The 23,177-nt window shown below is 47.3% G+C and carries 19 protein-coding genes; 9 read left to right on the forward strand and 10 right to left on the reverse strand.

Translation table 11 applies throughout. The features are described 5' to 3' along the window. Positions 1 to 9 precede the first annotated feature (9 nt). The 4 genes from BTV99_RS04365 to dnaQ all read right to left on the reverse strand — a co-directional run bounded on the left by BTV99_RS04365 (position 10) and on the right by dnaQ (position 5,818). On the reverse strand, positions 10 to 852 hold the full coding sequence (locus BTV99_RS04365) for an RnfABCDGE type electron transport complex subunit B (RefSeq protein ID WP_075101148.1): 843 nt from the start codon (positions 850 to 852) through the stop codon (positions 10 to 12). A 410-nt stretch (positions 853 to 1,262) separates the two neighbouring features. After that, a complete protein-coding gene (gene nudC, locus BTV99_RS04370; RefSeq protein WP_075101149.1) occupies positions 1,263 to 2,213 on the reverse strand; it encodes an NAD(+) diphosphatase in 951 nt (316 codons plus the stop codon). A 170-nt stretch (positions 2,214 to 2,383) separates the two neighbouring features. Further along, entirely contained in the window at positions 2,384 to 4,066 is a 1,683-nt protein-coding gene (locus BTV99_RS04375; protein WP_075101150.1) for a hypothetical protein, read from the reverse strand. 162 nt (positions 4,067 to 4,228) lie between these two features. Continuing rightward, positions 4,229 to 5,818 (reverse strand): DNA polymerase III subunit epsilon, encoded by a 1,590-nt coding sequence (gene dnaQ, locus BTV99_RS04380; protein WP_075101151.1) that lies wholly within the window; start codon positions 5,816 to 5,818, stop codon positions 4,229 to 4,231. 477 nt (positions 5,819 to 6,295) lie between these two features. Here dnaQ and BTV99_RS04385 point away from each other — a divergent pair, with 477 nt between their 5' ends. Both BTV99_RS04385 and BTV99_RS04390 read left to right on the forward strand, forming a co-directional pair. After that, positions 6,296 to 6,847, forward strand: a complete 552-nt coding sequence (locus BTV99_RS04385) for a hypothetical protein (protein WP_075101152.1) — start codon at positions 6,296 to 6,298, stop codon at positions 6,845 to 6,847. Between the two features lie 156 nt (positions 6,848 to 7,003). Continuing rightward, positions 7,004 to 7,309, forward strand: a complete 306-nt coding sequence (locus BTV99_RS04390; protein ID WP_075101153.1) for a hypothetical protein — start codon at positions 7,004 to 7,006, stop codon at positions 7,307 to 7,309. A gap of 160 nt (positions 7,310 to 7,469) precedes the next feature. On the opposite strand, the gene BTV99_RS04395 is transcribed toward BTV99_RS04390, so the two are convergent. Next, positions 7,470 to 7,946 carry a YkvA family protein gene (locus tag BTV99_RS04395; protein ID WP_075101154.1) on the reverse strand — a complete coding sequence of 159 codons (477 nt, stop codon included), beginning with the start codon at positions 7,944 to 7,946 and terminating at the stop codon, positions 7,470 to 7,472. Positions 7,947 to 8,283: 337 nt separating this feature from the next. Here BTV99_RS04395 and BTV99_RS04400 point away from each other — a divergent pair, with 337 nt between their 5' ends. After that, positions 8,284 to 9,513: an LD-carboxypeptidase gene (locus BTV99_RS04400; RefSeq protein WP_075101244.1), complete on the forward strand. Its 1,230-nt coding sequence runs from the start codon at positions 8,284 to 8,286 to the stop codon at positions 9,511 to 9,513. A gap of 27 nt (positions 9,514 to 9,540) precedes the next feature. Here the strand turns inward: BTV99_RS04400 and BTV99_RS04405 are convergent, their stop codons facing one another. Further along, on the reverse strand, positions 9,541 to 10,563 hold the full coding sequence (locus tag BTV99_RS04405; protein ID WP_075101155.1) for a GlxA family transcriptional regulator: 1,023 nt from the start codon (positions 10,561 to 10,563) through the stop codon (positions 9,541 to 9,543). A gap of 201 nt (positions 10,564 to 10,764) precedes the next feature. Here BTV99_RS04405 and BTV99_RS04410 point away from each other — a divergent pair, with 201 nt between their 5' ends. From BTV99_RS04410 to BTV99_RS04425, 4 genes are all read left to right on the forward strand, one after another. Next, positions 10,765 to 12,570, forward strand: coding sequence for an acyl-CoA dehydrogenase (locus BTV99_RS04410; RefSeq protein ID WP_075101156.1), 1,806 nt, complete (start codon positions 10,765 to 10,767; stop codon positions 12,568 to 12,570). A gap of 220 nt (positions 12,571 to 12,790) precedes the next feature. Beyond that, entirely contained in the window at positions 12,791 to 13,810 is a 1,020-nt protein-coding gene (locus tag BTV99_RS04415) for an NADP-dependent oxidoreductase (RefSeq protein WP_075101157.1), read from the forward strand. A gap of 3 nt (positions 13,811 to 13,813) precedes the next feature. After that, positions 13,814 to 14,596 (forward strand): SDR family NAD(P)-dependent oxidoreductase, encoded by a 783-nt coding sequence (locus BTV99_RS04420; RefSeq protein ID WP_075101158.1) that lies wholly within the window; start codon positions 13,814 to 13,816, stop codon positions 14,594 to 14,596. A gap of 170 nt (positions 14,597 to 14,766) precedes the next feature. Continuing rightward, positions 14,767 to 15,531, forward strand: a complete 765-nt coding sequence (locus BTV99_RS04425; protein WP_241900660.1) for an SDR family oxidoreductase — start codon at positions 14,767 to 14,769, stop codon at positions 15,529 to 15,531. 192 nt (positions 15,532 to 15,723) lie between these two features. Here BTV99_RS04425 and BTV99_RS04430 read toward each other — a convergent pair whose 3' ends face one another. Next, positions 15,724 to 16,920, reverse strand: a complete 1,197-nt coding sequence (locus BTV99_RS04430) for an amino acid aminotransferase (RefSeq protein ID WP_075101160.1) — start codon at positions 16,918 to 16,920, stop codon at positions 15,724 to 15,726. A 125-nt stretch (positions 16,921 to 17,045) separates the two neighbouring features. Here BTV99_RS04430 and BTV99_RS04435 point away from each other — a divergent pair, with 125 nt between their 5' ends. Continuing rightward, complete coding sequence (locus BTV99_RS04435) at positions 17,046 to 17,900, forward strand: CoA ester lyase (RefSeq protein ID WP_075101161.1); 855 nt, start codon at positions 17,046 to 17,048, stop codon at positions 17,898 to 17,900. Between the two features lie 87 nt (positions 17,901 to 17,987). Here the strand turns inward: BTV99_RS04435 and BTV99_RS04440 are convergent, their stop codons facing one another. From BTV99_RS04440 to BTV99_RS04450, 3 genes are all read right to left on the reverse strand, one after another. After that, on the reverse strand, positions 17,988 to 18,572 hold the full coding sequence (locus BTV99_RS04440; RefSeq protein WP_075101162.1) for a TetR/AcrR family transcriptional regulator: 585 nt from the start codon (positions 18,570 to 18,572) through the stop codon (positions 17,988 to 17,990). Between the two features lie 425 nt (positions 18,573 to 18,997). Then, positions 18,998 to 20,260, reverse strand: a complete 1,263-nt coding sequence (locus BTV99_RS04445; protein ID WP_075101163.1) for an MFS transporter — start codon at positions 20,258 to 20,260, stop codon at positions 18,998 to 19,000. 314 nt (positions 20,261 to 20,574) lie between these two features. After that, on the reverse strand, positions 20,575 to 21,774 hold the full coding sequence (locus BTV99_RS04450) for a sugar transporter (protein WP_075101164.1): 1,200 nt from the start codon (positions 21,772 to 21,774) through the stop codon (positions 20,575 to 20,577). A 339-nt stretch (positions 21,775 to 22,113) separates the two neighbouring features. On the opposite strand from BTV99_RS04450, the gene BTV99_RS04455 reads away from it, so the two are divergent. Then, positions 22,114 to 22,818: a hypothetical protein gene (locus BTV99_RS04455; RefSeq protein WP_075101165.1), complete on the forward strand. Its 705-nt coding sequence runs from the start codon at positions 22,114 to 22,116 to the stop codon at positions 22,816 to 22,818. Positions 22,819 to 23,177: the final 359 nt, after the last annotated feature.

Genomic DNA, 23,177 nt, shown 5'->3' on the forward strand with positions numbered 1-23,177 from the left:
AATCATTCATTAGCATAATTGTGCCAGCTCGGCTTGTAATGTCTCAAGCTCGGCTTGTTTTTTGTCATTGGCGCGCACCGCAAGCTGCTTTTCTAACTTTTTGATTTTGGTGCGTAATTTGGCCGCGGCAATGGTGTTTTTTGCTTGAGCTTCGCTGATGTCAACAGCTTGGCTGGTGGCGTTATTGAGTTTGGCCTCGACCATACTGACTACCGGCTTGGTGTTGCTGCTATCGCTTAGCTGCTCCGCGACGCGGCCTAAGTGCGTATGATAACGCTGGCGCAAATCTTCTTGCTCAGCCTGCCGCTCAGCGTCACTAAGCGTACGCTCGATAGTGACCAGATCGATACAGTCAACGGGGCAGGGCGCTAGGCAAAGCTCACAGCCCGTGCACAAGTCGGTAAAGATGGTATGCATGTGTTTACCAGTGCCGACGATGGCATCGACGGGGCAGGCAGGGATACATTTGGTGCAGCCTATACAGTCCTCTTCGCGAATGACAGCCCGCACCTCAGTTGGGCGCTCGGAGCTGGCATCTATCGGCCACTGTGAAGGAGCAGCGGCGGGGGTTTGGCCTTGCTGATAACGCTCTGTATCGACAATTTGTGCGATCGCATCCGTCACGGGCTGGCCGCCAGGCACGCATTTATTGTATGGCTCGCCATCTACAACGATGGCGGCCGCGTATGGCAAGCAGCCGTCGGGATGCTCGCACAGGCCGCACTGCGTCTGTGGCAGGCAGGCATCCACCGCTGCAATCTGCGACGAGACATCAGCAGGCAGCGTGTCAATTTGTAGGCCATCAAACAATATGGGCAGATTGATCAGACGGATAGGGGCGTTACTTTGCATGTTATTAAAAACCTTAACACCAGTACAAAAAGGGTGTTGGTATATAGTTGATCTCTCATAACGCTGCTGGCTGGTTTACGAGCGTTTCGCTTGCCTGCCTTTATGAGCGTGATGAAAGTATGGCTATTGGTGGGTGATAAATGATCATCGCTGCGTTCAGGCGGTCATTTTAAATGGATGATAACAAAATCACAATATTGGCGCATCCTCGTCCGCGCATCATCTTTGCCAAAAAGTTTTGCCGAGATGGGCAGGCAAGGTTATAGAGCACTGGTCAAGGTCAAATCTGGTCAAAGACGCTGGTAGTCATGCGTCACTATCACGTTGGCGCGTTGATGACACATTGGCATATTGACACATTAGCGCGTTGATACATTGGGCTAAATGATGAACGCAATCACCTATGATGGCTAAGCCATGCCTTGCTCACGGAGGATCTGCTCAATCAGCTCATAAGCAATACTGCCTTTCGCAGGTATCTTGGGCAGGCTTGAGAGATCAAAGAAGTCTGCATGTGACAGCTCATCTTCTTGAATAATCAGCTCGCCACCTGCATACGTAGCACGAAATCCGAGCATCAAGTTTGACGGATATGGCCACGGCTGACTACTGACATAGCGGATATCTGTCAGGTGAATATTGACTTCTTCATACACCTCGCGCACCACAGCGTGCTCAAGACTTTCTCCCACCTCAACAAACCCTGCAATCAGGCCATACTGCAGCGGCTGCTTTTGTTGACCATAGCGATGATGATGCGCCAGTAAAATTTGCATTGCACCTGTTTGCGGGTTGGGGCGGGTAATGGCAGTGATGATGCACGGCTGGACACGCGGGTATTGGCGCAGCTTGCAAGTCGGGCAGACCATCGCTCGCTCACCCAGTCGCGCATGAACGACTGGCGAGGCGCAGCGGCTACAAAACTGCGTGTCAGCTTGCCAGCGCAGCAGCTGTATGGCTTGGCTGAGTTGGTCGCTCAAGGCCATGGGTAGCTGGGTGAGCAGCTGGCGATACGGGATAAAGGCATTACCACTACTTTCAGCGATGAGAGGTAAGGCGATATGATGCGCGGTGGCATACTCATAGGTCATGGCGCAGGTTGCGCGCGCAGTAAACGCATGAGTTGGCTTATTAAGCGTCGTATTATTGGCGTTGGCGTTATGACGGTTGTCATCCGCTTGCCAATGACTGGGCGCGAGGCTCTCAAGCAGTGTGACACATCCGAGCTGATAGGCGGGCACTGCTACATCATCGGTGGCCGCGGTACCAGATGCCAGATAGTCAACGTGCCACGGCCACCACCCCTCAGGCGTTTGACGGCACAATACCGTATCATCACTAAAGATAAAAGCGCAGGTCATATCAGGGTTCCAAGCGATCGCGAAAGCAAATAAAAACAAGTCTGTACCTGATGAGATACAGACTTATAAGACAGAAATAACGGTCTATTTTACCTAATCATAAAGCGGGAAAGCACAGCATAAGGGCAGTAGGTAATGAGTAGCAGCCAGCTTGTCTTGACTAGGTTAGGCTAGGCTGCTAGCAGCTGGCTTAGGCTTTGCTGTCCGACATCAAGCGCTTGCTTACTCACAGGACGGTTATGTTCAAACCCATCTAAATGGTGATCGATTGCCATGATGACATCTGCAATACATGCCAGCGTACCGTCTTCGATGCGTCTGCCACTCTCGATACGCTGCTCGATATAGTTGGCCAATTGACTGAGCATGCTAGCAGAGGTCGGCAGCTGCAAGAAGCGCACAGCACCGGCCACTTGGCGCATCATCTCAGGGATGTTTTGGATATTTAGCATATCGCGTTCAGGCTCGGCCAGATAGTCATTGATGGCTTGCTCTGCATTGGCGATGGCCATACGGCTTTCTTGTATCAAAGTATCATTGGCTGTATTTAGCTGATGCAAAGAGATGTGAGGGTTATTTAGCGGTAAGTAAATCGCCCCTGGTGTGTGCATCTCGGCCATGGCGATGGTGGCGTTTTCGGCATGCATGAGTGCCAGCAATAGACGATCGAAGTCCTCAGGCGAGGGTGCTTGCCAACGGCCGACCTCCTCGGCTGCAGCGCGCAAACTGTCGGCAGCATTTGACAATCCAAGCAGACGAAGTGCTGAGCCTAAGGCTGCTAAGTCTTCTATGATTTTGGCTGTTTGCATCTCAGCGCTATTGACAGAGTCGCCGCGCGCGTAGCTATCGACCTCTTCTTTGATGGTATTGATCTGCGTCTGAATAATGGTGTTTAGCGTATCAGTAAGGGCGCGGTTGGGACCAAATAAAAACCGTCTCATTTGCTCAAGTTGCGGCTCTTCTAGCCGGTTTTGCGCATATTGCTCGCGTAGATGCTGTGCCGCTTTGTTATCGCGCTGACAAGCAAAGCTGACCAAATCAGCAAAACGCGTATCCATCACAGGCAGATAGCTTTGGAATTGCTGCTCTAGATAAATCAGCGTGTGCTTTTGGCTTAACGTGAGCGGTAGGATGGCCGCGATGTCGGTGGTGGCCGCAGCGGCCGCTTGCCAAAATAAACTGCTGGTCTTGGAGGCAATCAACGCGCAGGCCGCGCTCATGGCATTGAGCTTTTGCTGCGCATCTGCGCTGACAGTACCATCTTGGTTTAATAAGGCAACGCCAAGACCGCTACGATAAGCATCTGTCAATAGCTCGTTGTTTAAGCCAAGCTCATGCAGTGGTTGGAAGTTTTTTTCTGGATTGGCAATGATGACGCTACTGCTACCAAAGGCTGAAAAGAAGTCAGCGGTGATAGGAGCGTGCTGGCCATGCGCGTTTAGCTTATTGATCACAGGTAACAATAGCGTCGGCTCTACCGACTCTGTCAATAAGACAAACTCGATATAGCGATCTAGTGTCATGATGGCCTCTGACAAGTCCATGATCAAATCGACATCGTTATTGTCGCCGCTGTCGTATAGGCGCTGTAAACCATTGGCAATGGCGGTGTTTAGCGCCTCAGCACCAACCAAAGAGATGAGTTTGAAAATACAAGACAGCTGCTTTAGGACGATGATGGAGTCTAGCAATAAAGGCGCTTGAGTATTGTCATCATTAAACTCGCTAAGATGGGTCTCGGTATCTTTGAGCGTCACGACAATCTCATCATGCAACAAATGCAGTGAAGGTAAGTTAAAGTCAGTAACACTAAGCGTTGGGGCGGTTAACTTCATTTGCGCAGACTGGTCCATAAGTGTGTTTCCATAACGTACTGATAAGAGTAACGATTGTTCAAATACGAAGTAACAAAGCGTTTAAATGAAAAAGCGTTTATTAGTAATGTTTTAACGCTTAATATAATAATCAAGACTATATTATACAAATGTCGGATTAGAAAGTGGTTTTAGTGACCGCTACATATTGTTTTTGAGGGCAGGGAAGTCTTCTGCCAGTGACTCATACCAGTGCTGGCTTGCGCTCTCATCCATAGGCGACTGTAGTAATAGATCTGCCAGCTCCGAAAAATGGGCATGACCGGTCTGTCCGCCGTCGGTTTGTGTGTCTTCTTCGATGGCGAGAGCGACCTGTCCACCGGTCATTGCCAGATAGACCTCGGCCAAGATCTCCGAATCTAGTAATGCCCCGTGAAAAGTACGATCTTGCTTACCGACGTCTAAGCGGCGCACCAACGCATCTAGCGTGTTCTTTTGTCCTGGGTATTGCTGCTTGGCCATCGCCAAAGAGTCAGTGACCTGTATGCGCTCGGCGAAGTCGTGCAAGCCAACTTTGGCAAACTCCATGCTCAAGAAGTTGATATCAAAGGTGGCGTTATGAGCGATGACCTCAGCGCCATCCATAAAATCATACAGTGCTTGTGCGACTTGGTCAAAGGTCGGCTTGTCTGCCAAAAACGCCTCAGAGATACCGTGAATACGAATCACTTCTTCGTCCATCCCGCGCTGTGGATTGATATAGACGTGGAGCTTTTCGCCCGTAAACTTACGGCCGACCAGCTCGACGATACCCACTTCGATGATGCGGTCACCCTTTAGAGGGTCAAGACCTGTGGTCTCAGTATCCATGATAAGCTGACGATCAGAGTCATGGCGGTGGATGGGCTTTGGCAATAGTGGCTTGAAGTAAGGGTTAGCACGACTGGTATCGCCATCAAACTTGGGCATCTCTTCTGCGCTAGCTGTTTGTGTGTCAGCTTGGCTGACTGAGGCGGTGTCAGTATTTGGCATGTGCATGTTTGGGTTGGCGTCAGTCATGGTTGCTTGCTCTGTTGGTCGCTGAGTGTGGCTAGAGATGATTGGATGGTCAGCGAGGCTATGGGTATCTTGGCTTTGCGAGCTGTCCGCTGGCGTCTCATCTGTATCGTCATCGATCATATCAAACCCTAAGGGGTCAAAGGTTAGCCAATCGTCATGGCGGCGCTGGCTTGCCTCAACCATCAAGGAGTCTTTTTTTTTAGGCAATTCAGTTGTTGCCTGTACCTCACTGCTGGAGGTCACCCCCAGATTGGCCAGCTCGTCGGCTTTTTCGTTGCCAGCATGTCCAGCATGTCCTTTGACCCAGTGCCAAGCGACATCGCGCTGTTGACAGAGCGCATCTAGCTGCTGCCAGAGATCTTGGTTGGCGACTGGTTTTTTGCTCGCCGTCTTCCAGCCTCTTTTTTTCCAGCCAGCGATCCAATCAGTGATGCCGTTTTTGACATAGCTTGAGTCTGTCCAAATCTCAAGGGTATGCGCTTGCGGGCTGTGCGTTAAGGCTTGTATCGCGCCCATTAGCTCCATGCGATTGTTAGTGGTTTGTGCTTCGCCGCCATATAGGTCTTGGGTGCGGCCATCACTAAATATCAGGTGCGCCCCCCAACCGCCAGCACCAGGGTTGCCCTTACACGCACCATCGGTATAGGCAACCGTCGTGTTTGCTTTGGCCGCGAGCGGATCGGCCGCGTGGTCGGTATGGGTATGAAGCATCGAATGCGGACTGTCTGACATAAAAGCTGAGCAACCTGATAAATGATAACGGTAAGAATAAAAAAAGAGAACGTAGCGCGTGTTTTGGTCGTTTTAGTAAAAAACTGCGCTGCGTATTTTGGGTCTGAGTATAGCAAATCTCAGCTTACTATGGGTAATTATGGGCAGTGCTGGGGCACAAAATCTTTGCTGAAGATTAGGGCGTGTCCTCAATTCAATCGATAGCCATCTAAATGGGCTAAAAATGGCTAAATCTGGCCAAACGGTGTCAAATAGCTGACTAATATCTCGATATTATCTGCGCTATTTTCCTTGTTTGACGGCGATTTATCTCATTTTTATCGCTATTTTTAAAATGAGGACACGCCCTAGATGGTTAGGCTATCTTTTTGGTTTTCTGTTAAAATAAGCCGCGCCACCGCCGGATAACGGTATAAGACGTATTGTCCCCTTTATTTAATCCTTGCCTCTCACGCATAAATGCAGGATAACGCCCTCATGCTATTACGCTCAGCTAATCTTTGTAAAAAATTTACCCCGCTGCTGGTTGCCACTGTCGTAAGCAGCGCTATGTTTTTGACCGCGTGTAACGACAACGACACGTCAGATGAGACGGCGGCGGTAGTGCCAGCAGATTTGTCGGTGTTTGAGGGATGCTATACCGTCAGTCATGATGAGCCTGCCCAAATAAAAATCAGTCAACAAGCGGGCGCGTGGGTCATGCAAATGAAAGAGCCGGCAAGCAGTGGCCGCGTTTGGGACACGCCTGAGCCATTAGAAGCCATCAAAAACAGTGAAGTCCCGCAGTTCTTTTCGATCGATCCTGATAATGTCGATGCGGTCATCGGTCGCCCTGATAGGGTACTGGTCTTGGCACATGCCAAACCCGCTTATGCCAACATCGATCCGCTGCTAGATAGTGAGTATCTGTCCTATATTTACCGCGGCGCCAATACCATCTATCAGGTGGCATGTGATGAGGTCAATACAGATATTTTGGCCAATCCGCATGCCAACATTATCATCGATAATGTCAATGAGAGCCGATAAGCCGATCTTTGGAGAGCCTCTAACGAGGTCTTTTGGGCAGTTAAAAGCACGCGACGACGGTTAATAGAGGCGCTTACAAACCTCTCAATAATGTGCTCGTCATGTCGCTGTATTATCATGTATCTTTATTATGAATAGTTAGTTGAGTCAGGTCGTATGAATTTTTTTAGTTATGTGGTGTTGGGCGGGTTTTCTTATGCTGCTGGTTGGGCGGTCAGAACCTATATACTTGATAAAAAGCCCAAATCTGAGCAGCCTTATAACCTCAAGCACCCAACCATTTTAGCCTATCTTGGCAGTTTTTTTATCGTGATGTTGGTGGTTTCTTGGCTGATAGGTCGCTACTTGCTCGGTCATATTGCCATTGATTTGCCTTTTATCATAGTCAATAGCTTGGTGGCGACCTTTGTGTATTCATTTGGCCTAAATCCAGAAAACGCCAATTATGGGGTGCCAGATTGATAGGAACGGTGTCAAATTCAAATAGCTGACTAATATCTCAATATTATCTGCGCTATTTTTCAAATGAAAACACGCTTTAATAAAACAGGGTCAATGACGCTTACATTGACCCTGTTTTATTAAATGCTAGCTATCAGCCATGATGACTGGTAGTTGTGATTTATTTATCTTTGCTGGATTGTTCTTTGTCTGACTTTTTGGTGTCTGACTTTTTGAAGGTTGGTTTTGAGTCCTTGTCTTTGTCTGCAGATTTGTTTTCAGTAGCGTTTTTAGAAGCCGTTTGTTCATCCTTCCATTTTTTGTATTTCGTTAAATCCTTGTCTATCATTTTAAGACAAAACTTGAGTACCAAGGCGTCATCGATATGACCAATAAATGGGATAAAATCGGGAATGATGTCGATGGGGTTGAGGACATAAAGCAAGCCAACCGCCGCCGCTGAAATGGTCTTATAAGGAATGTTGCGATAATTGCCCTGATAGTAGTCTTTTACTAGGCTCATCAGCAGCAATAAGTCTTTGGCATAGCCTTCAAGGCCTTGTTCTTTTTTGAGTTGGTCGTTTAGTTTGTCTTCTTTGCCTACGATGAGCTTTATACTATCCATCAGGCTTTTATTGTCTTTTTCTTTATCGGCCATACTAAGAGTCCTTATATGAATGTTAGGGTAGATGTTTTTGGCTAATGGTATTTTGATCTATTATTGTCGTACCCTTTACTATAGCAAGAGTCATGACGTCATCCAAATAAGACGATGAGTGGTTCTGTATCATTTTGTTGACTGTGTGCGCAGCTGAAGATGCCACGTCAAGTGGCCTAAAACCCTGACGCTAGCCAGAACCTGATGGCTGTAACCTAACAATTGTAATCTAATGGCAGCTTTGAGCTGCGTTATAAGAAAATAGCGGTTTAATAAACTATTACGAAATAAAGTATTGCTGAATAAAGTCGTCATCGATGACAATAAAGGTAGCATTATGACCAAGATATCCTCCGCCCTCAATCGTCGCCAGTTCCTGCGTCAAGCTAGCCTCTATGCAGGGGTGGGGTTGCTCGTCACGCGTGCCGTGGCGCACTCATCTGTACAGGCGAACCCGCCAGAGAGCCACCTGCCACTGACCAAAGATGATCTGCCAACGGCTGTAGAGGAGCGTGCTGCTGAAAAGGCAATGGCTGAGAGCTTGCCGGCAAATCGTCTTTGCATCACACCAAGTATTGAGACGCGGCTGTTTGCCAGCTCCAACGTCGGAGGTAGCCAGGAGCGTAATGCGCGGGCTTTAGAGCGCTTGGCCTGCGCGGGTTTTCAGGTAGATAACCCTGCCATTACCGAGCGGCAGTATTTGCGCTTTGCGGGTACGGATTCGCAGCGCGCCAGTGATTTGCAAAACATCGCCACTGGTGCAATCAAAGCGCCTAAATTGCTACTTGGGGTACGCGGTGGCTATGGTGCTATGCGCCTATTGCCTATGGTGGACTGGCCGACGCTTGGGCGCATTATGAAGGAGCGCGGCACGATACTGGCAGGATTTAGCGATGTGACGGCGATTCAGTGTGCGCTGTTGGCAAAAGGTGGTATGAGCTCGCTTGCGGCACCGATGCTCTATAGCGAGTTTGGCAAAACCAAGCCTGATGAGGTTAGCTGTCGCCAATTTGTAGAAGCATTAACCACTCCCAATCTGACTATCGATATACAAGATGCGTCACTCACCAGTCCTAATCTACCCAGTGTTTTAGCAACTGCTGATCCCAAAACGCTAACCGGCACTATGTGGGGCGGCAATCTAAGTGTGGTGTCGGCGCTGGCGGGTAGTGCGTACTTACCGCGTATTGACGGCGGTATTGTGTTTTTAGAAGACGTCGGCGAGCAAGCCTACCGTATCGAGCGCATGCTTTATGATTTGTATTTGGCAGGGGTGTTTAAAGGTCAGCAGGCGATTGTATTTGGCGCGTTATCGGGTAGCGGTGAGGACAGTTATGACAAGCGTTATGATGTCGCTACTGTGATTCGTCAATTGCATCAGCTGACAGGATTGCCGATTTATAGCGGCATGCGTTTTGGTCATATTGGGAAAAAGCACAGCTTTCCACTTGGCGCGACGTGTCAGATTAGTGCCAATACAGATGGTGGTTATCAATTGACGTTTAGTGATTACCCAACGATTAAAGCAGATGCCATTCATGTCGAAGGCTTGTGGCAGAATATTTAGTGGTTAAAAATATAATAAAATAAAGGTCTAAATCGCCAGTCGTGAAAACTTCTCTTGATACTCTTTTGGGGTTAGCTCGGTGGCGCGTTTAAACAGCCTAGTAAATGATGAGATATCATCATAGCCGACTTGCTCAGCGAGCGATTTTATCGTCACATCGCCCAATTCCAGTAAGCGCTTTGCCTGCTCAATACGCACTGCTTGAATATACTCAATCGGGCGCATCGTAACGGCAGCTTGAAAGCGTCTGTTTAACGTGCGCGGGGTGATATTGACCATGGCGGCCAAATGGCTCACCTGTATCGCTTGCCTAAAATTTTCCTCGATAAATTCTTGTACTTGCTGAACCAGCTGGTCAGCGTGCGGCTTATGCAAAGTCACGTTGGTATAGCTGTTTTGATTACCGCGTTTACTATCAATAATCTGAGTTTTTGCCACTTGGGTAGAAATTTCACGCCCGCAATAACGCTCGATTAACAATAATCCCAAGTCATAAAAGGCGCTACCGCCTGCCGCACAGAATATATTGCCCGATTGTTCTTTTGACTGGCTTTTTGATTGAGTAACAAACTGGTTTTCTTGTAAATCCACCAGTGGAAAATCCGCCTTAAACTTATTGGCATAGCCCCAATGAGTGGTCGCGACTTTGCCATCGAGCAAGCCTGCCTTTGCCAAAAAAAATGCGCCACTGCAATTGCTGGCGATATCGGCTTTGGTACTCGCCAGTCGCTTGATATGTACAAGCAACTCAGCGTTCTGACTCAGCACTTTATCGATGGAATCGCCAATCGTTGGGATTAATAATAAATCGCAGTCCGTCACCTGCCGAATATCGCAATGCGCTTGCATGATTAAGCGATTGCTGCATCTGATATCGACGCCGCCAAGGCTGGCAATCTGCACCTTAAACCTTGGTTCTACCGTCTCATCCAAAAAGCGCTGCCAGCTGACACCAGTAAATGAAAATAAATCTAATGCGCCTGTCAAAGCGCTGCCAAGCACGCCATCGAAGCCAACGATGATGACTTTAAAGGGTTTGAAGTAGGGCATAAGTGCTTATTTTCCTATGAAAAGACGTATTTAAAATGTCAGTTTATTAGCAGTTTTTCCCAAATTAGCATATTAATTTTGTCTTATTTGACCATAATTATGTCATAAATGACAATACGGTAAGGCGATAAATTAGATTAATATCAATGCATCACTTATTCATCACCGCTTATTTATCATTATCATAATAGGAAAATGACTATGGCAGCAGATACACTGATCAACGACTTTGAATTACCGTTCCAACTCTACGATGTATTGGGAGTTGAGCATTTAACCGAGCATGCAAAGTTTGCAGAACACAGCCGTGAAACTTTTGATGCGGTATTAGGCACTGCCAATAAAATCGCCACCGATTTGTTTTTACCGCACAACCACGTGGCGGATAAAAACGAGCCGCAGTTTGATGGCAAAAAAGTCAGCATGATAGACGACGTAAAGGTTGCTTTTGATACCTTTCGCGAGTCAGGCTTTATCGCAGGTCGTTATAGTTTTGACGATGGTGGCATGCAATTACCTGAAACCGTGATGACGGCGGTAGCAGGCTATTTTATGGCAGCCAACCCATCGACCACCGCTTATCCGTTTTTAACCACGGCGGCGATTAATGTCATTTCTCATTTCGCCAGTGATGAGATTAAAAATGCCTTTATGCCGCGTATGCTAACCGGTGAATTCACTGGCACCATGGCATTAACAGAACCACATGCAGGCTCGTCGCTTGCCGATATCAAAACCACTGCCGTGAAACAAGAAGACGGATCATACCGTATCAAAGGTAGCAAAATTTATATCTCAGCGGGCGATCACGAACTGTCTGACAATATTGTTCATTTGGTATTAGCCAAAGTGCCGGGTGGACCCGCTGGCGTTAAAGGTATTTCGTTATTTGCCGTACCCAAGTATCGACTCAATGATGACTTATCAGTCGGCGAGCGTAATGACGTCCATTTAACTGGACTTATTCATAAACTTGGCTATCGCGGCGCAACTTCTACGGCGTTAAGTTTTGGCGATGCAGGCGATTGTCACGGCTATCTTATCGGTGAAGAGCATTTTGGCCTGCGCTATATGTTCAAAATGATGAACGAAGCGCGTATCGCAGTTGGCTTTGGTGCGGCGATGATTGGCTATCGCGGTTATCAATATTCGCTCGATTATGCCAAAGACAGAACGCAGGGCAGAGTCGCACCAAATAATAAGCCTGAAGATGCGGCAACGGCAATCATTCAGCATGGTGATGTCAAACGTATGCTCCTTGCGCAAAAAGCCTATAGCGAGGGCGGTATTTCACTCTGTCTATATGGCTCAAATCTGATTGACCGTATCAATACCTGTGAAGATGAAACACTAAAGGCTGAGCTGTCAGAGTTATTGGACTTACTTACGCCAGTACTCAAAGCATGGCCATCTGAATATGGTCCAAAAGCCAATGATTTAGGTATCCAAGTATTGGGCGGCGCAGGCTATACACGTGAATATCAGGCCGAGCAGTTTTGGCGTGATAACCGTCTCAATCCCATTCATGAAGGCACAAATGGCGTTCAGGCACTAGATTTGTCATTTCGTAAGTTATGGCAAAAAGGTGGTCTGGGTATTCAAATATTAAAGCGTGAAATCACCCAAGATTTAGAAAGTATCAGTACACCCGAAACCGCCAAACTTGCCGGTAAATTGATGCCTTATATGGGTCATCTGCATGAAGTCTTGGTACATCTAAGCAAAATTCTACAAACTGAAAAAGCCATGACGCTGACGGGTAATGCGCAGGCCTTGATGAATATCTTTGCCTCCATCGTAGTGAGTTGGATTTGGATTCGCCAAGCCAGTAAGGCGGAGCAATTATTAAATGATACGGCCGACGTTGATAAGCAAAACTTCTATCATGGCAAAATCCAAGCGGCAAAATACTTTATCGACTGGGAATTGCCGTTAATCAATCGCGATATTGAGCTGCTAAATAATGACAATGCGGTATGTACCGATATGCAAGTAGAATGGTTTTAAGAGACTGTTTGGTAAGTTTTCACCATAACAATATCTACTAATAGGATGCTAAAAGTGATGCTGGGATAAATTTTTCGAAGCCTCTGGAGTGCAAAGCGCACAGCAAGCGAGAAAAATTTATCCCAGAAGAACGCTTTTTAATATATTTGGCTTATTTTGAATAAACTCTTTTTAAGCAAACGATACCAATAACTTTTATACAATTTTAAAGGAATAAATAATGACAGCTGATAACAAACAGATTAATAAACAATGGCGCTTAAAAGCAAGACCAGTTGGCGCACCAAGCGCTGATACGTGGGAATATACCGAGACAGATTTGCCGACTATCTCAGATGGTGAGCTGCTGATAAAAATTGAATATATTTCGATGGATCCTGCAATGCGTGGTTGGCTAAACGATGCAAAATCTTATATACCGCCCGTACAGATTGGCGAGGTAATGCGTGCAGGAACGGTAGGTAAAGTCATCGAAAGTAAACATGAGAAGTTTGCCGTCGGCGATTATGTCGTAGGACATAATGGCGTGCAGTCCTACGCAGTCAGCGATGGCACAGGGCTACATAAAGTCGATCCAAACCTTGCGCCATTGTCTTATTACTTAGGCGTACTCGGTATGCCGGGTATGACGGGCTATTTTGGCTTATTAAAAACCGGCGCACCAAAAGCTGGCGAGACTGTGGTTATTTCTGGCGCGGCGGGCGCGGTTGGTAGCTTGGTTGGGCAAATTGCCAAACTCAAAGGTTGCCGCGTCGTCGGTATCGCTGGTGGTAGTGAAAAATGTAAGTTCTTAGTCGATGAGCTGGGTTTTGATGCGGCAATCGACTATAAAAACGAAAATGTGAAAAAAGGCTTAAAGCAGGCCTGTCCAAACGGCGTCGATGTCTTTTTTGACAACGTCGGCGGCGATATTTTAAATGACGTGCTGACGCAAATTAATCTGCATGCGCGTATCGTAATTTGCGGTGCGATTAGCCAATATAACACCACCACAGAGGTCAAAGGGCCATCAAATTATCTGTCATTATTGGTCAATCGTGCGCGTATGGAAGGCATCGTCGTCTTTGATAATATCAAAGAATACCCGATAGCGATGAAAGACATTGCAGGCTGGATTGGGTCAGGTGACATTAAAGTAAAAGACCATATTGTCGAGGGTATCGAGACCTTCCCAGATACCTTGATGATGCTGTTTAAAGGTGAAAACTTCGGCAAGCTGGTACTTAAGGTAGAGGGGTAAATCATGACAGTGAATACAAATGGAATTGCATCAGACGTAACTGGTAAACGCATTTTAATCACCGGCGGCGCGTCTGGCATTGGCGCTGCCAGTGCGCTACTGCTCGCCAGTCGCGGTGCGAAAGTCGTCATTGGCGATTTGGCAGAAGAGATGGGCGCAGCCGTTGCTCAGCAAGGGCAAGACGCGGGCAATAGCATCGTCTTCAAAAAGGTCGATGTCACCAGTGGCGATGAAGTGCGTGCGCTATTTGCTTTTATTATGGAAACGTTTGGTGGTCTTGATGTGGTGATAAATAACGCCGGTATTGACCATAAGCCAGCACCAATGCACGAGCTAAGTGACGATGATTTTGATCGTAATATCGCCGTAAATCTAAAAGGCGTTTGGCATTGTATGCGTGCTGCCGTTGCTTGCATGGCGACCAACGGCGGCGGTCATGTGATTAATGTGGCCTCCATTGCTGGTTTGCGTTCTGCGCCGCTATTATCCGCCTATAGCGCGGCCAAGCATGGCGTTATGGGGCTGACCAAGTCTGCGGCTCATGAATATGCGCGTGTCAATATCCGCTTTAACGCCGTTTGCCCAAGCTTTATCGATACGCCGATGGTGCGTAATACTATGGCAAATATGGATGAGCGCGCCCAACAAGCAACCATCAAAGCCAGCCCAATGCGCCGATTGGGTGACGTTGGTGAAGTAGCGGGTGCGATTGTGTGGCTGGCGAGTGATGAAAGTAGCTTTATGAATGGTCATGCCTTTACCCTTGATGGTGGCATGTTGGCTTAATAGTCAAATAACTGCCAAACCATTACGGCGTTAGCCTCGCTCGATGTACTATTTGTACTATCTATGCTCGGCTGCCTTGTAATGTATTTGCAGTTTTTCGACTATAATTTATGAAGTGGTTACGATAAAAAAATTGAAAACTGAATAGCTAGTTCAAAATATAAGGAGTAATGATGAAAGATTTATTTGATTTAACGGGTAAGATTGCGTTAGTGACAGGCGCAAGCCGCGGTATTGGAGAGTCTATCGCTCGTCTATTGGCATCTAGAGGCGCGCATGTGATTGTCTCTAGCCGTAAGATTGATGCGTGCCAAGCGGTCGCTGACAGCATCAAAACTGACGGTCATAAAGCCAGTGCCTTTGCTTGCCATGTTGGTGATATGGAGCAGATAGAGGCAATTTTTGAGCATATCAAGAGTGAATTTGGCCGTATTGATATCTTGGTCAATAACGCCGCGGCAAACCCCTATTATGGTCATATTTTAGATACCGATCTGGGCGCGTTTGATAAGACGGTAGAGGTCAATATCCGCGGTTATTTCTTTATGTCGACGGCGGCGGGCAAGATGATGCGCGAGCAGGGCGGCGGGGTGATTTTAAACACCGCTTCGGTCAATGGCTTGGTCGCCGGTGATAAGCAAGGTATCTATTCAATTACTAAAGCGGCGGTGATTAGCATGACCAAGGCCTTTGCCAAAGAATGTGGACCATTAAACATTCGCGTCAATGCGCTGCTGCCAGGTCTGACCGATACCAAGTTTGCCTCGGCCTTGACCACCAATGATAAGGTCTTAAAAATGGCGTTACATGCCATTCCGTTAGGACGCGTGGCCGATCCGGACGAGATGGCGGGCACGGTGTTGTATCTGGTGTCTGATGCGTCGAGCTATACCACGGGTGCGACGGTCGTTGTCGATGGCGGTATGCTTGCCTAATTATTTGCTGAGTCATTGATAGTCAGTTGAAAATAATTAGTCATTTGCTTAGCTTTGTCTTAAATAGTAATGAGTGATTGGCCATAACAGCACAGCTTGTACGTAAAGTGAAAAACCGCCCAGAGGTGAGTCTCTAGGCGGTTTTTATTTTTTATACGGTTTGTAAATGGCTTAGCACTTCGCTCAGCGCGATCAGTCTTTTAGCACTTCGGCCATGGCATTGGCGACATAGTCGACGTTGTTGACGTTTAGGCCTGCCATACACATACGTGAGTTTGAGACGATATAAACCCCAAACTCTGTTTGTAAGCGTTCGATTTGCTTGGGGGTCAATCCTGTGAAGCTAAACATGCCGTTTTGCTTGGTGATGTAGTCAAAATTGCGCGCTGGCACGTTGGCTTCTAGTACGGATTTTAGCTTGAGGCGCATGGCTTTGATGCGGTCACGCATGCCGTAAACTTCGCCGACCCACTGCTGGTGCAACGCTTCGTCGTTCATGACGATATCGACCACGCGGCCACCGTGTGATGGCGGGCTGGTGTAGATACGGCGTACGGCGTAATTGAGCTGGCCAAAGACGCGCTCGGCCTCTTCTGCCGTAGGGCATACCACAGACAAGCCGCCCACGCGCTCACCATATAGCGACAAGTTTTTGGAAAATGAGTTGCTCACAAACACAGGTAAACCCAGCGCCACAGCTTTGCGAATGGCATAAGCATCGTGGTCCATATCTTGCCCAAAGCCTTGATAAGCGATGTCCATAAATGCAATCAGCTCACGCTGTTTCATGATGTCCAATAGCTCATCCCACTGGGCATGGGTCAAGTCCATACCAGTTGGGTTGTGGCAGCAAGGATGTAGTAGCACCACATCGTGTTTATTTAACTTTGCAATGAAAGCTAGCATCTCATCAAACTTAATGCTGCTGGTGGCAGTATCGTAGTAAGGATAGGTGCCCACCTCGACATCCGAGCCTTCAAAGATGGCAATATGGTTGCTCCACGTCGGATCGCTCACATAGCACTTGGAGGCAGGAAACCATTCATGGATAAACTCAGCGCCGACTTTTAGCGCGCCAGAGCCGCCCAATGTGGCAATGGTAGCGACGCGTTTTTCTTGTAGCACCGCGGCGTCCTTACCAAACAGTAGGTTTTGACAGGCGAGGCGATGCCCTGGCAATCCTGCCATCGGCAGATAAGGTCTGGGCGAGATGGGGTCAGCGATTCGTTGCTCGGCGGTTTTTACACACTCAAGTACTGGCAGTTTGCTATCTTCATCATAATAGATGCCGATGCCCAAATTGACTTTGTTTGGGTTGCTATCAGCAACAAATTTATCTACTAGACCCAAGATAGGGTCACCCGCATAATAGTCGACGCGTTCAAACATTTTGATTCTCTACAAATAAGATAAAATAAGGTATCAAAAGCATAAACTACATTGTCGCTGAACTCAATGTTAGAATGAACGAATAATGAAAAAATACGTATCAATATACATTAATGAGAGTTGGAATGACATCACGTACAGAAGATACTGCACATACCGAAAACACTCACTATGCCAATACATGGCTATTTGTACCGGCAACGCGCATGGACAGAGTGGCCAAAGCCTTTGCCAGTGGCGCAGATGCTGTCATTATCGACTTAGAAGATACCGTGGCTATAGAGGATAAAGCGTCAGCGCGCAAGGCGTTACAAGAGTATTATGCTCATGCCGACTATCGGCCCGTGTGGGTGCGTATCAGTCAAGCAGGCAGTGATGAGTTTGCCAAAGACATAAAAGCCTGTGAGCAGATGCCCAATCTCGCTGGCATCATATTGCCCAAGGCGGAACAGGCCACAGATATCGAATCCGTCCATCATTTAACTCGACTGTCTGTCATTGCACTGATAGAAAATGCGCGTGGTCTGTATCAAGTCGATACGATGGCAAAAGCGTCGGGGCTGCGTGCTTTTAGCTATGGGTTTTTGGATTTGTGTAATGATTTGAACGTACAGGTAGGAACGCCGGCGGCAGATATTATCGCCAATCAGATTCGCTATCAGCTTATCCTTAGCTCTAAAATCCATCAGTTAGCGCCGCCCATCGATACCGTGTATCCTGATTTTCAGGATGCCAAAGGATTGGCCGCGCGCGTGCAGTTATGGTCGCAGATGGGGATGGAAGGAATGCTCTGTATCCATCCCAAACAAGTGGCCGTGGTACAAAACACGCTGATGCCGACCGCTGCCGAGATGGAGTTCGCTCGGCGAGTGGTGACAGAGTACGAGCGCCATGGACAGGCGGTATTTAAGGTCGCGGGCGAGATGGTCGATGCGCCGGTGATTGAGCGCTGTCAGCAGTTATTAAAAAATAGCCGTTAAATAAAATGCTGATATCACATGGGCCTTGCGTTTAAGTGATGTTAAAAGTTATGTTCAACGCCATGTCAAAAATCTGTCAAAAACATGTCATAAAAAATGCCTAAACATAGTATCAATATACCGCTCAATAGCCTCTGTATCAGGGTTGACCTGTGCATAGGTACGCAAGCCGATGAGCTGGATTTGGAAATAGCGTGCCAGTTCGGCAGGGTCTTGATCACAGCTGATCTCGCCATGGTCGATCGCTAGCTCAAAGGTGTTGACAAAAGAGGCCTCTACCTGCTTTAAGATACTAGTCGCGTGGGTGAGCAATTCTGGACTATCTTTTTGTGTCAGCTCGCCGATGGTTTTGACCACCATGCAGATACCGCTGGGCGCGCCGCCTTTGCTGCAGATGGTGACGCTTCGAATAAAACGCTGTAAGCCTGCGAGCACGGTTTTTTCTTGGGCAATACAGTTGGCAAGATTGGCCGCGCTTTGCTCAGCATAGCGGTTTAAGGCTTCTGTAAACAAGCTGTCTTTGTTGCCAAACGCGGCATAGATGCTGCCAGGGCGCATATCGACGACATCTTGTAGGTTTCGCATCGAGGTGGCGTGATAGCCTTTTTCCCAGTAGAGGTTTTTGGCTTTTTCGATCACCTCATCACGATTGAACTTGGCTTGTGCACTCATGCGGCTCCCCTTAAAAATCTCTGTCTGATTAGGGCGTGTTGAATGTTCACAAATAGGCACTGCTGATCGCTAAAATTGTTCCAGACAAGGCGCAAAGCGACGATAATGCAGATGCCTTAGCTAGATTTGCAACGCAGTATGGCGCAATTTTAGCATCAGCCGTAGGGACAGGACTCTTTCTTGCCGCTTTATTGGTAAAAATAGACGCTTAGAGCGACTAAGCTTACTATTTTTACCTTCAAATCGTCTAAAAAATAGTCTCTGTCAGTGCCATGGTTGACTGTTCAACACGCCCTAAGTACATCAGCGTATCACTGTATCGTTTTTATACCGAATTGACTCTATATTATTGGTTATTTTTGTCTAAAAAAACGCCATTATTATAAAGCCATTTGCCTTATCAAGCGGTCAAACTTTGGCACAAATTAAAGCGGTTTTTGCGGCTGTAATAATAAAGCCAGTCCAATGGCGACAAAGGCGGCAATACCAGAGACCATATAACTGATGTGAAAGTCGCCCGTCAGCTCTGCAAGATAACCTGCTGCCACGGGTCCAAGCGCTTGACCACTCGAAAAGGCAAATGTCAGCGCCGCAAGAGCACTGGCTGCTGCCGCGGCACCAAAATAATCACCAGCGCAGGCGGCCATAATGACAGGTACGCTCCAGACCACGAAACCAAACAAGATAATCGACAAATATAACCCCAAATGCCAATCCGTCAAACCGACTAACAGATAAGCGATGGCAAGAAAGAAAAATGCCAGCGCGAGCCCAAGGCGACGGCCGATGTGATCAGAGATCCAGCCAAAAAGCATGCCAGAAAAGACGCTCAGTAGACCAATCCATGCCCAAATACCGCCTGCAGCTGCCTCACTGAGCTGATAAGCGCCCACCATACTGGTCACAATAAAGGTCACATAAACCATATAAGTCACGCCATAGATAGCAAAGATAACGCCCAAATGCGCGAGTAGCTTGAGGTTACTGCGTTCCAGCTTTTTTTTGTTTTTCATGGGCGAAGTGGGTACACGCCCGAAAGGGCTGCGCGTGACATCGTCTGGATGATTGCGAATCAACGCAAAAGTAAGGCATGCCACCACAATATTGATTAGCGCAAAAATCAGCCAACCCGTCTGCCAAGACAGTAAGCTAAAAAAGGGCAATAGTTTTGGGACGACAAAACCCGATAGGATAATACCAAACCCAGGGCCTGCCATCACCAGCCCCAATGCCAGCCCGCGATGCGACGGAAAAAACCAGTGTGACATGACGCTCATCATCGGTAAGACCACGCCGCCGCTGCCAATGCCAGTGAACACATAAAAAGCGCAAAGCATAGGAAAACTGATGGTAAAAGCCATACCAAGCATAGAGGCTGCGATGACAAAAAGACTGGCCGTACTGGTTAAGCGAGTGCCAAACCTAGGTAGAATAAGCGGACTTAAAAGCACAGCGACAAGATAACCGATCAGGTTGGCAAAACCTAATATACCGCTTTGGGTGTAGCTCAATGCCAAAGACGCTGACATAGAGGGCAGCAGCATACCAAAGGCAAATCGCCCCAAACCCAGCCCGCAAAACATCGCTATAGAGCCTATAGCGGCGACAACCCAAGCATAATGTAACCTGCCTAATCTAAGCGGCGGCGTGCGATTGCGCGGCTCTGATGGCAAGCTGTCCTCACGCATGTTGTTTCTCCGAAAGACCGAAGAAACTGGCGCTTATGTGTCCCATACGCATGATACACAAACCAAATAATACCGCCGTCTGGCGTAAAATATTGCCCATTTTACACTTATCCTTGTGTGGGTAATGCAGTAAAAAAAGTCCGGTAGCAATGAGTATAGCTTTGCCTGAACACTCGTTCAATAGAAGTTATAAAAGTTTATGAAAATTGCTGCTGTTTATGAAAATTACTAAGCTATGGTAATGATTGGCGTAAAAAATGCCAGACCGTTTAGTAGGCTGGCATTGTATTTGGGTTCGAATCATCTGGCTTTAACTAGCCGAGTCTTTTACTCAGCTCAGGAAAGCGTTTGATCATAAATAGCAGCAGTAGCAGCGCCGCACTAGCAATGGCCGCCCCGACATAGCCCACGCTTGATAGCGACAGATGCGTCACCGCGTATCCACCAAAGAGTGCACCCGTACCGATTCCTAAGTTGATAATACCCGAAAACATCGACATCAGCATGTCTTGGGCATTGACATCGACCATGATGACTTTGGCCTGCATGGAGATGATCAGTAGCATCAGCGCCGCGCCCCATAATAAGGCAATTAGGCTGAGCGCCCAGATCGAGGTCACCACATACAGCAGTACTAGCATAGATAAAAGCATCAGTATGGTCGAGACCAGCATAATCCGCGTGTTAAATCGATCACCCCAACGGCTAAATATGACACTGCCGGCAATTCCTGCGACACCGAATAACAATAAAATGACCGTCGCTGAGTTTTCGCTCACTGAGCCGACCTGCCGCATAAACGGCTCAATATAAGAGTAGGCGCTATAGTGAGCGGTAAAGACCAGTAGGATAAGCAAGTACAGGCAGACCAATAGTGGGTTTTTTAGTAGTTCTGGTATTTTTCTAAAAGAGCCTTGAAACATACTGGGCAGGGTCGGTAATAGCTTGGCTTGTAGAACAAACACCACAAAAGCAATCATCCCAATCCCGCCAAACGTCGCGCGCCAGCCAAACCATTGACCAACCAAACGCCCCAATGGCACCCCTAGCACCATCGCCAATGAGGTACCCGTTGCAAGCACGCTTAGTGCTAGTGCTTTTTTGCCTTCTGGTGCTACTCGTATGGCAATCGCCGCGGTGATGGACCAAAATATCGCATGTGATAGCGCGATACCTACGCGGCTGATCAGCAGCACATCAAAGCTCCAAGCAAATACGGACAGTACATGACTGGCAATAAATACTGCAAATAACCCTAGCAGTAAGCTTTTGCGCTCAAAGCGACTGGTCAGTAGCATCAGCGGCAATGACATGACCGCAACGATCCACGCATACAGCGTCAGCATCCAGCCAGTCTCGGAAGTGGTGATAGAAAAATCTTGGGCAATGTCACTGAGTAGGGCGACGGGGACGAATTCTGTGGTATTCATGATAAAGGCACTGATGCCCATCAAAAACACTTGAAAATACTGAGTCCGGCGAGCATCTAAGCTCGCCTCAATGTTGTGTTTCATAAGATCCAATACAAGAAAATGCTAGGGCGCGTCCTCACTCAATGAGCAAGAATAATTAAGTAAGAACAATAAGGACACGCTCTAATACGATAAGAAGATTAGCCAATAATGGGGTAAAAATGCTGGGTGGTAAACACCTTTGGCAATATAAGAATGGCGAGGCAAGATACCAAGACCGCGGCATTAGTTAAAGGGCTTTTTTGCTAAGGATTGTTAATTTGATATCGAACGGACGATATCGCATCGGTCGCGCTCATCTAGACCGTATATCTAAAAACCTCTAAATAAGAGATAATAGCCGCTATAAAACCATCAATTCATACAACAAGGCCGTCCTGCATGACCAAAGAAAACCCTTATCACTTTTTGCCGTTACAACCCACTGGCAGAAACGAGACCGACAACGTAAACACCTACGCTCCTGAAGACATGATAAAAATATACGAGCAGCAGTTTCTCACGCACGTGCCTGAAGATCAGCTAAGCGAGTTTTTGCCCGCACTAAAGCAATTTTATGATATCGATGATAATACGTTGGACATCGCTGCGGTCATCTTTGATGCCATAGCGGATGCAGCGATTATCTATAATCACAAGGTAAAAGCAGGCGGTTATCAGATATTAGGTAGCTTGGTAACAGAGCAGCTGGAGTACGAGCAAGTCGAAGGCAGTAATGAAGGCTCAAACTCAAATGACAGCTCAGACAATCAAGCCTATACCATAGACTGTATGCGTACGTTTTTTATCAATGATATCGAAATACCATACCACTTTAATCTATTTATCCAAGGCGACGGTTATTCTACCTTGACCGAAAAAAACACCGTGCTAGAAAAAATATACTGGCTGGTCCATGGTGAGTCTGAAGGCGATTTAGACGATACAGCAACTTCTTTAGCATCTATTAACGAGGCGCTGGCCAGCTTAGGCATCAGAGCGATGGATCTAAACACCATCCATCAGTTGCTCAATTATATAGAAGATCATCTGCTCGATGACGACATGGCAGACACGCTAAATACTCTGATAGATGCCGCTGAGTAGGTCTTGTCTTATGAGTGTGACTCATGACTCACCGTAAGTGTGAATACGCGACAGCCGTTGTCGCAGATGATATAAATACACTGTATTTTTATCAATCTTTATATTATAGTTATTGAGTCAGGCAGCAATAATTCTAAAAACCATAACCGGATATAGTTGGTTCACTTTAAAAACGATACAATGCAGCTGGTATGAATTTTGCGCAGCATCTGTCAGCGTAGACACAGCAAGCAAGGAAAAATTATACCAGTTGCCCGTTCATATGAGCGTATCGATTTTATTTAGAACTGACTATAAACAACAACTGGACAAACAGTGAACCCTCGGGGCGCAATGCCTCACTTTTTAACTGAGTTGTC

Source organism: Psychrobacter sp. Rd 27.2 (assembly GCF_001921755.1).
In the GTDB taxonomy this organism is placed as follows: Bacteria; Pseudomonadota; Gammaproteobacteria; order Pseudomonadales; family Moraxellaceae; genus Psychrobacter; species Psychrobacter celer.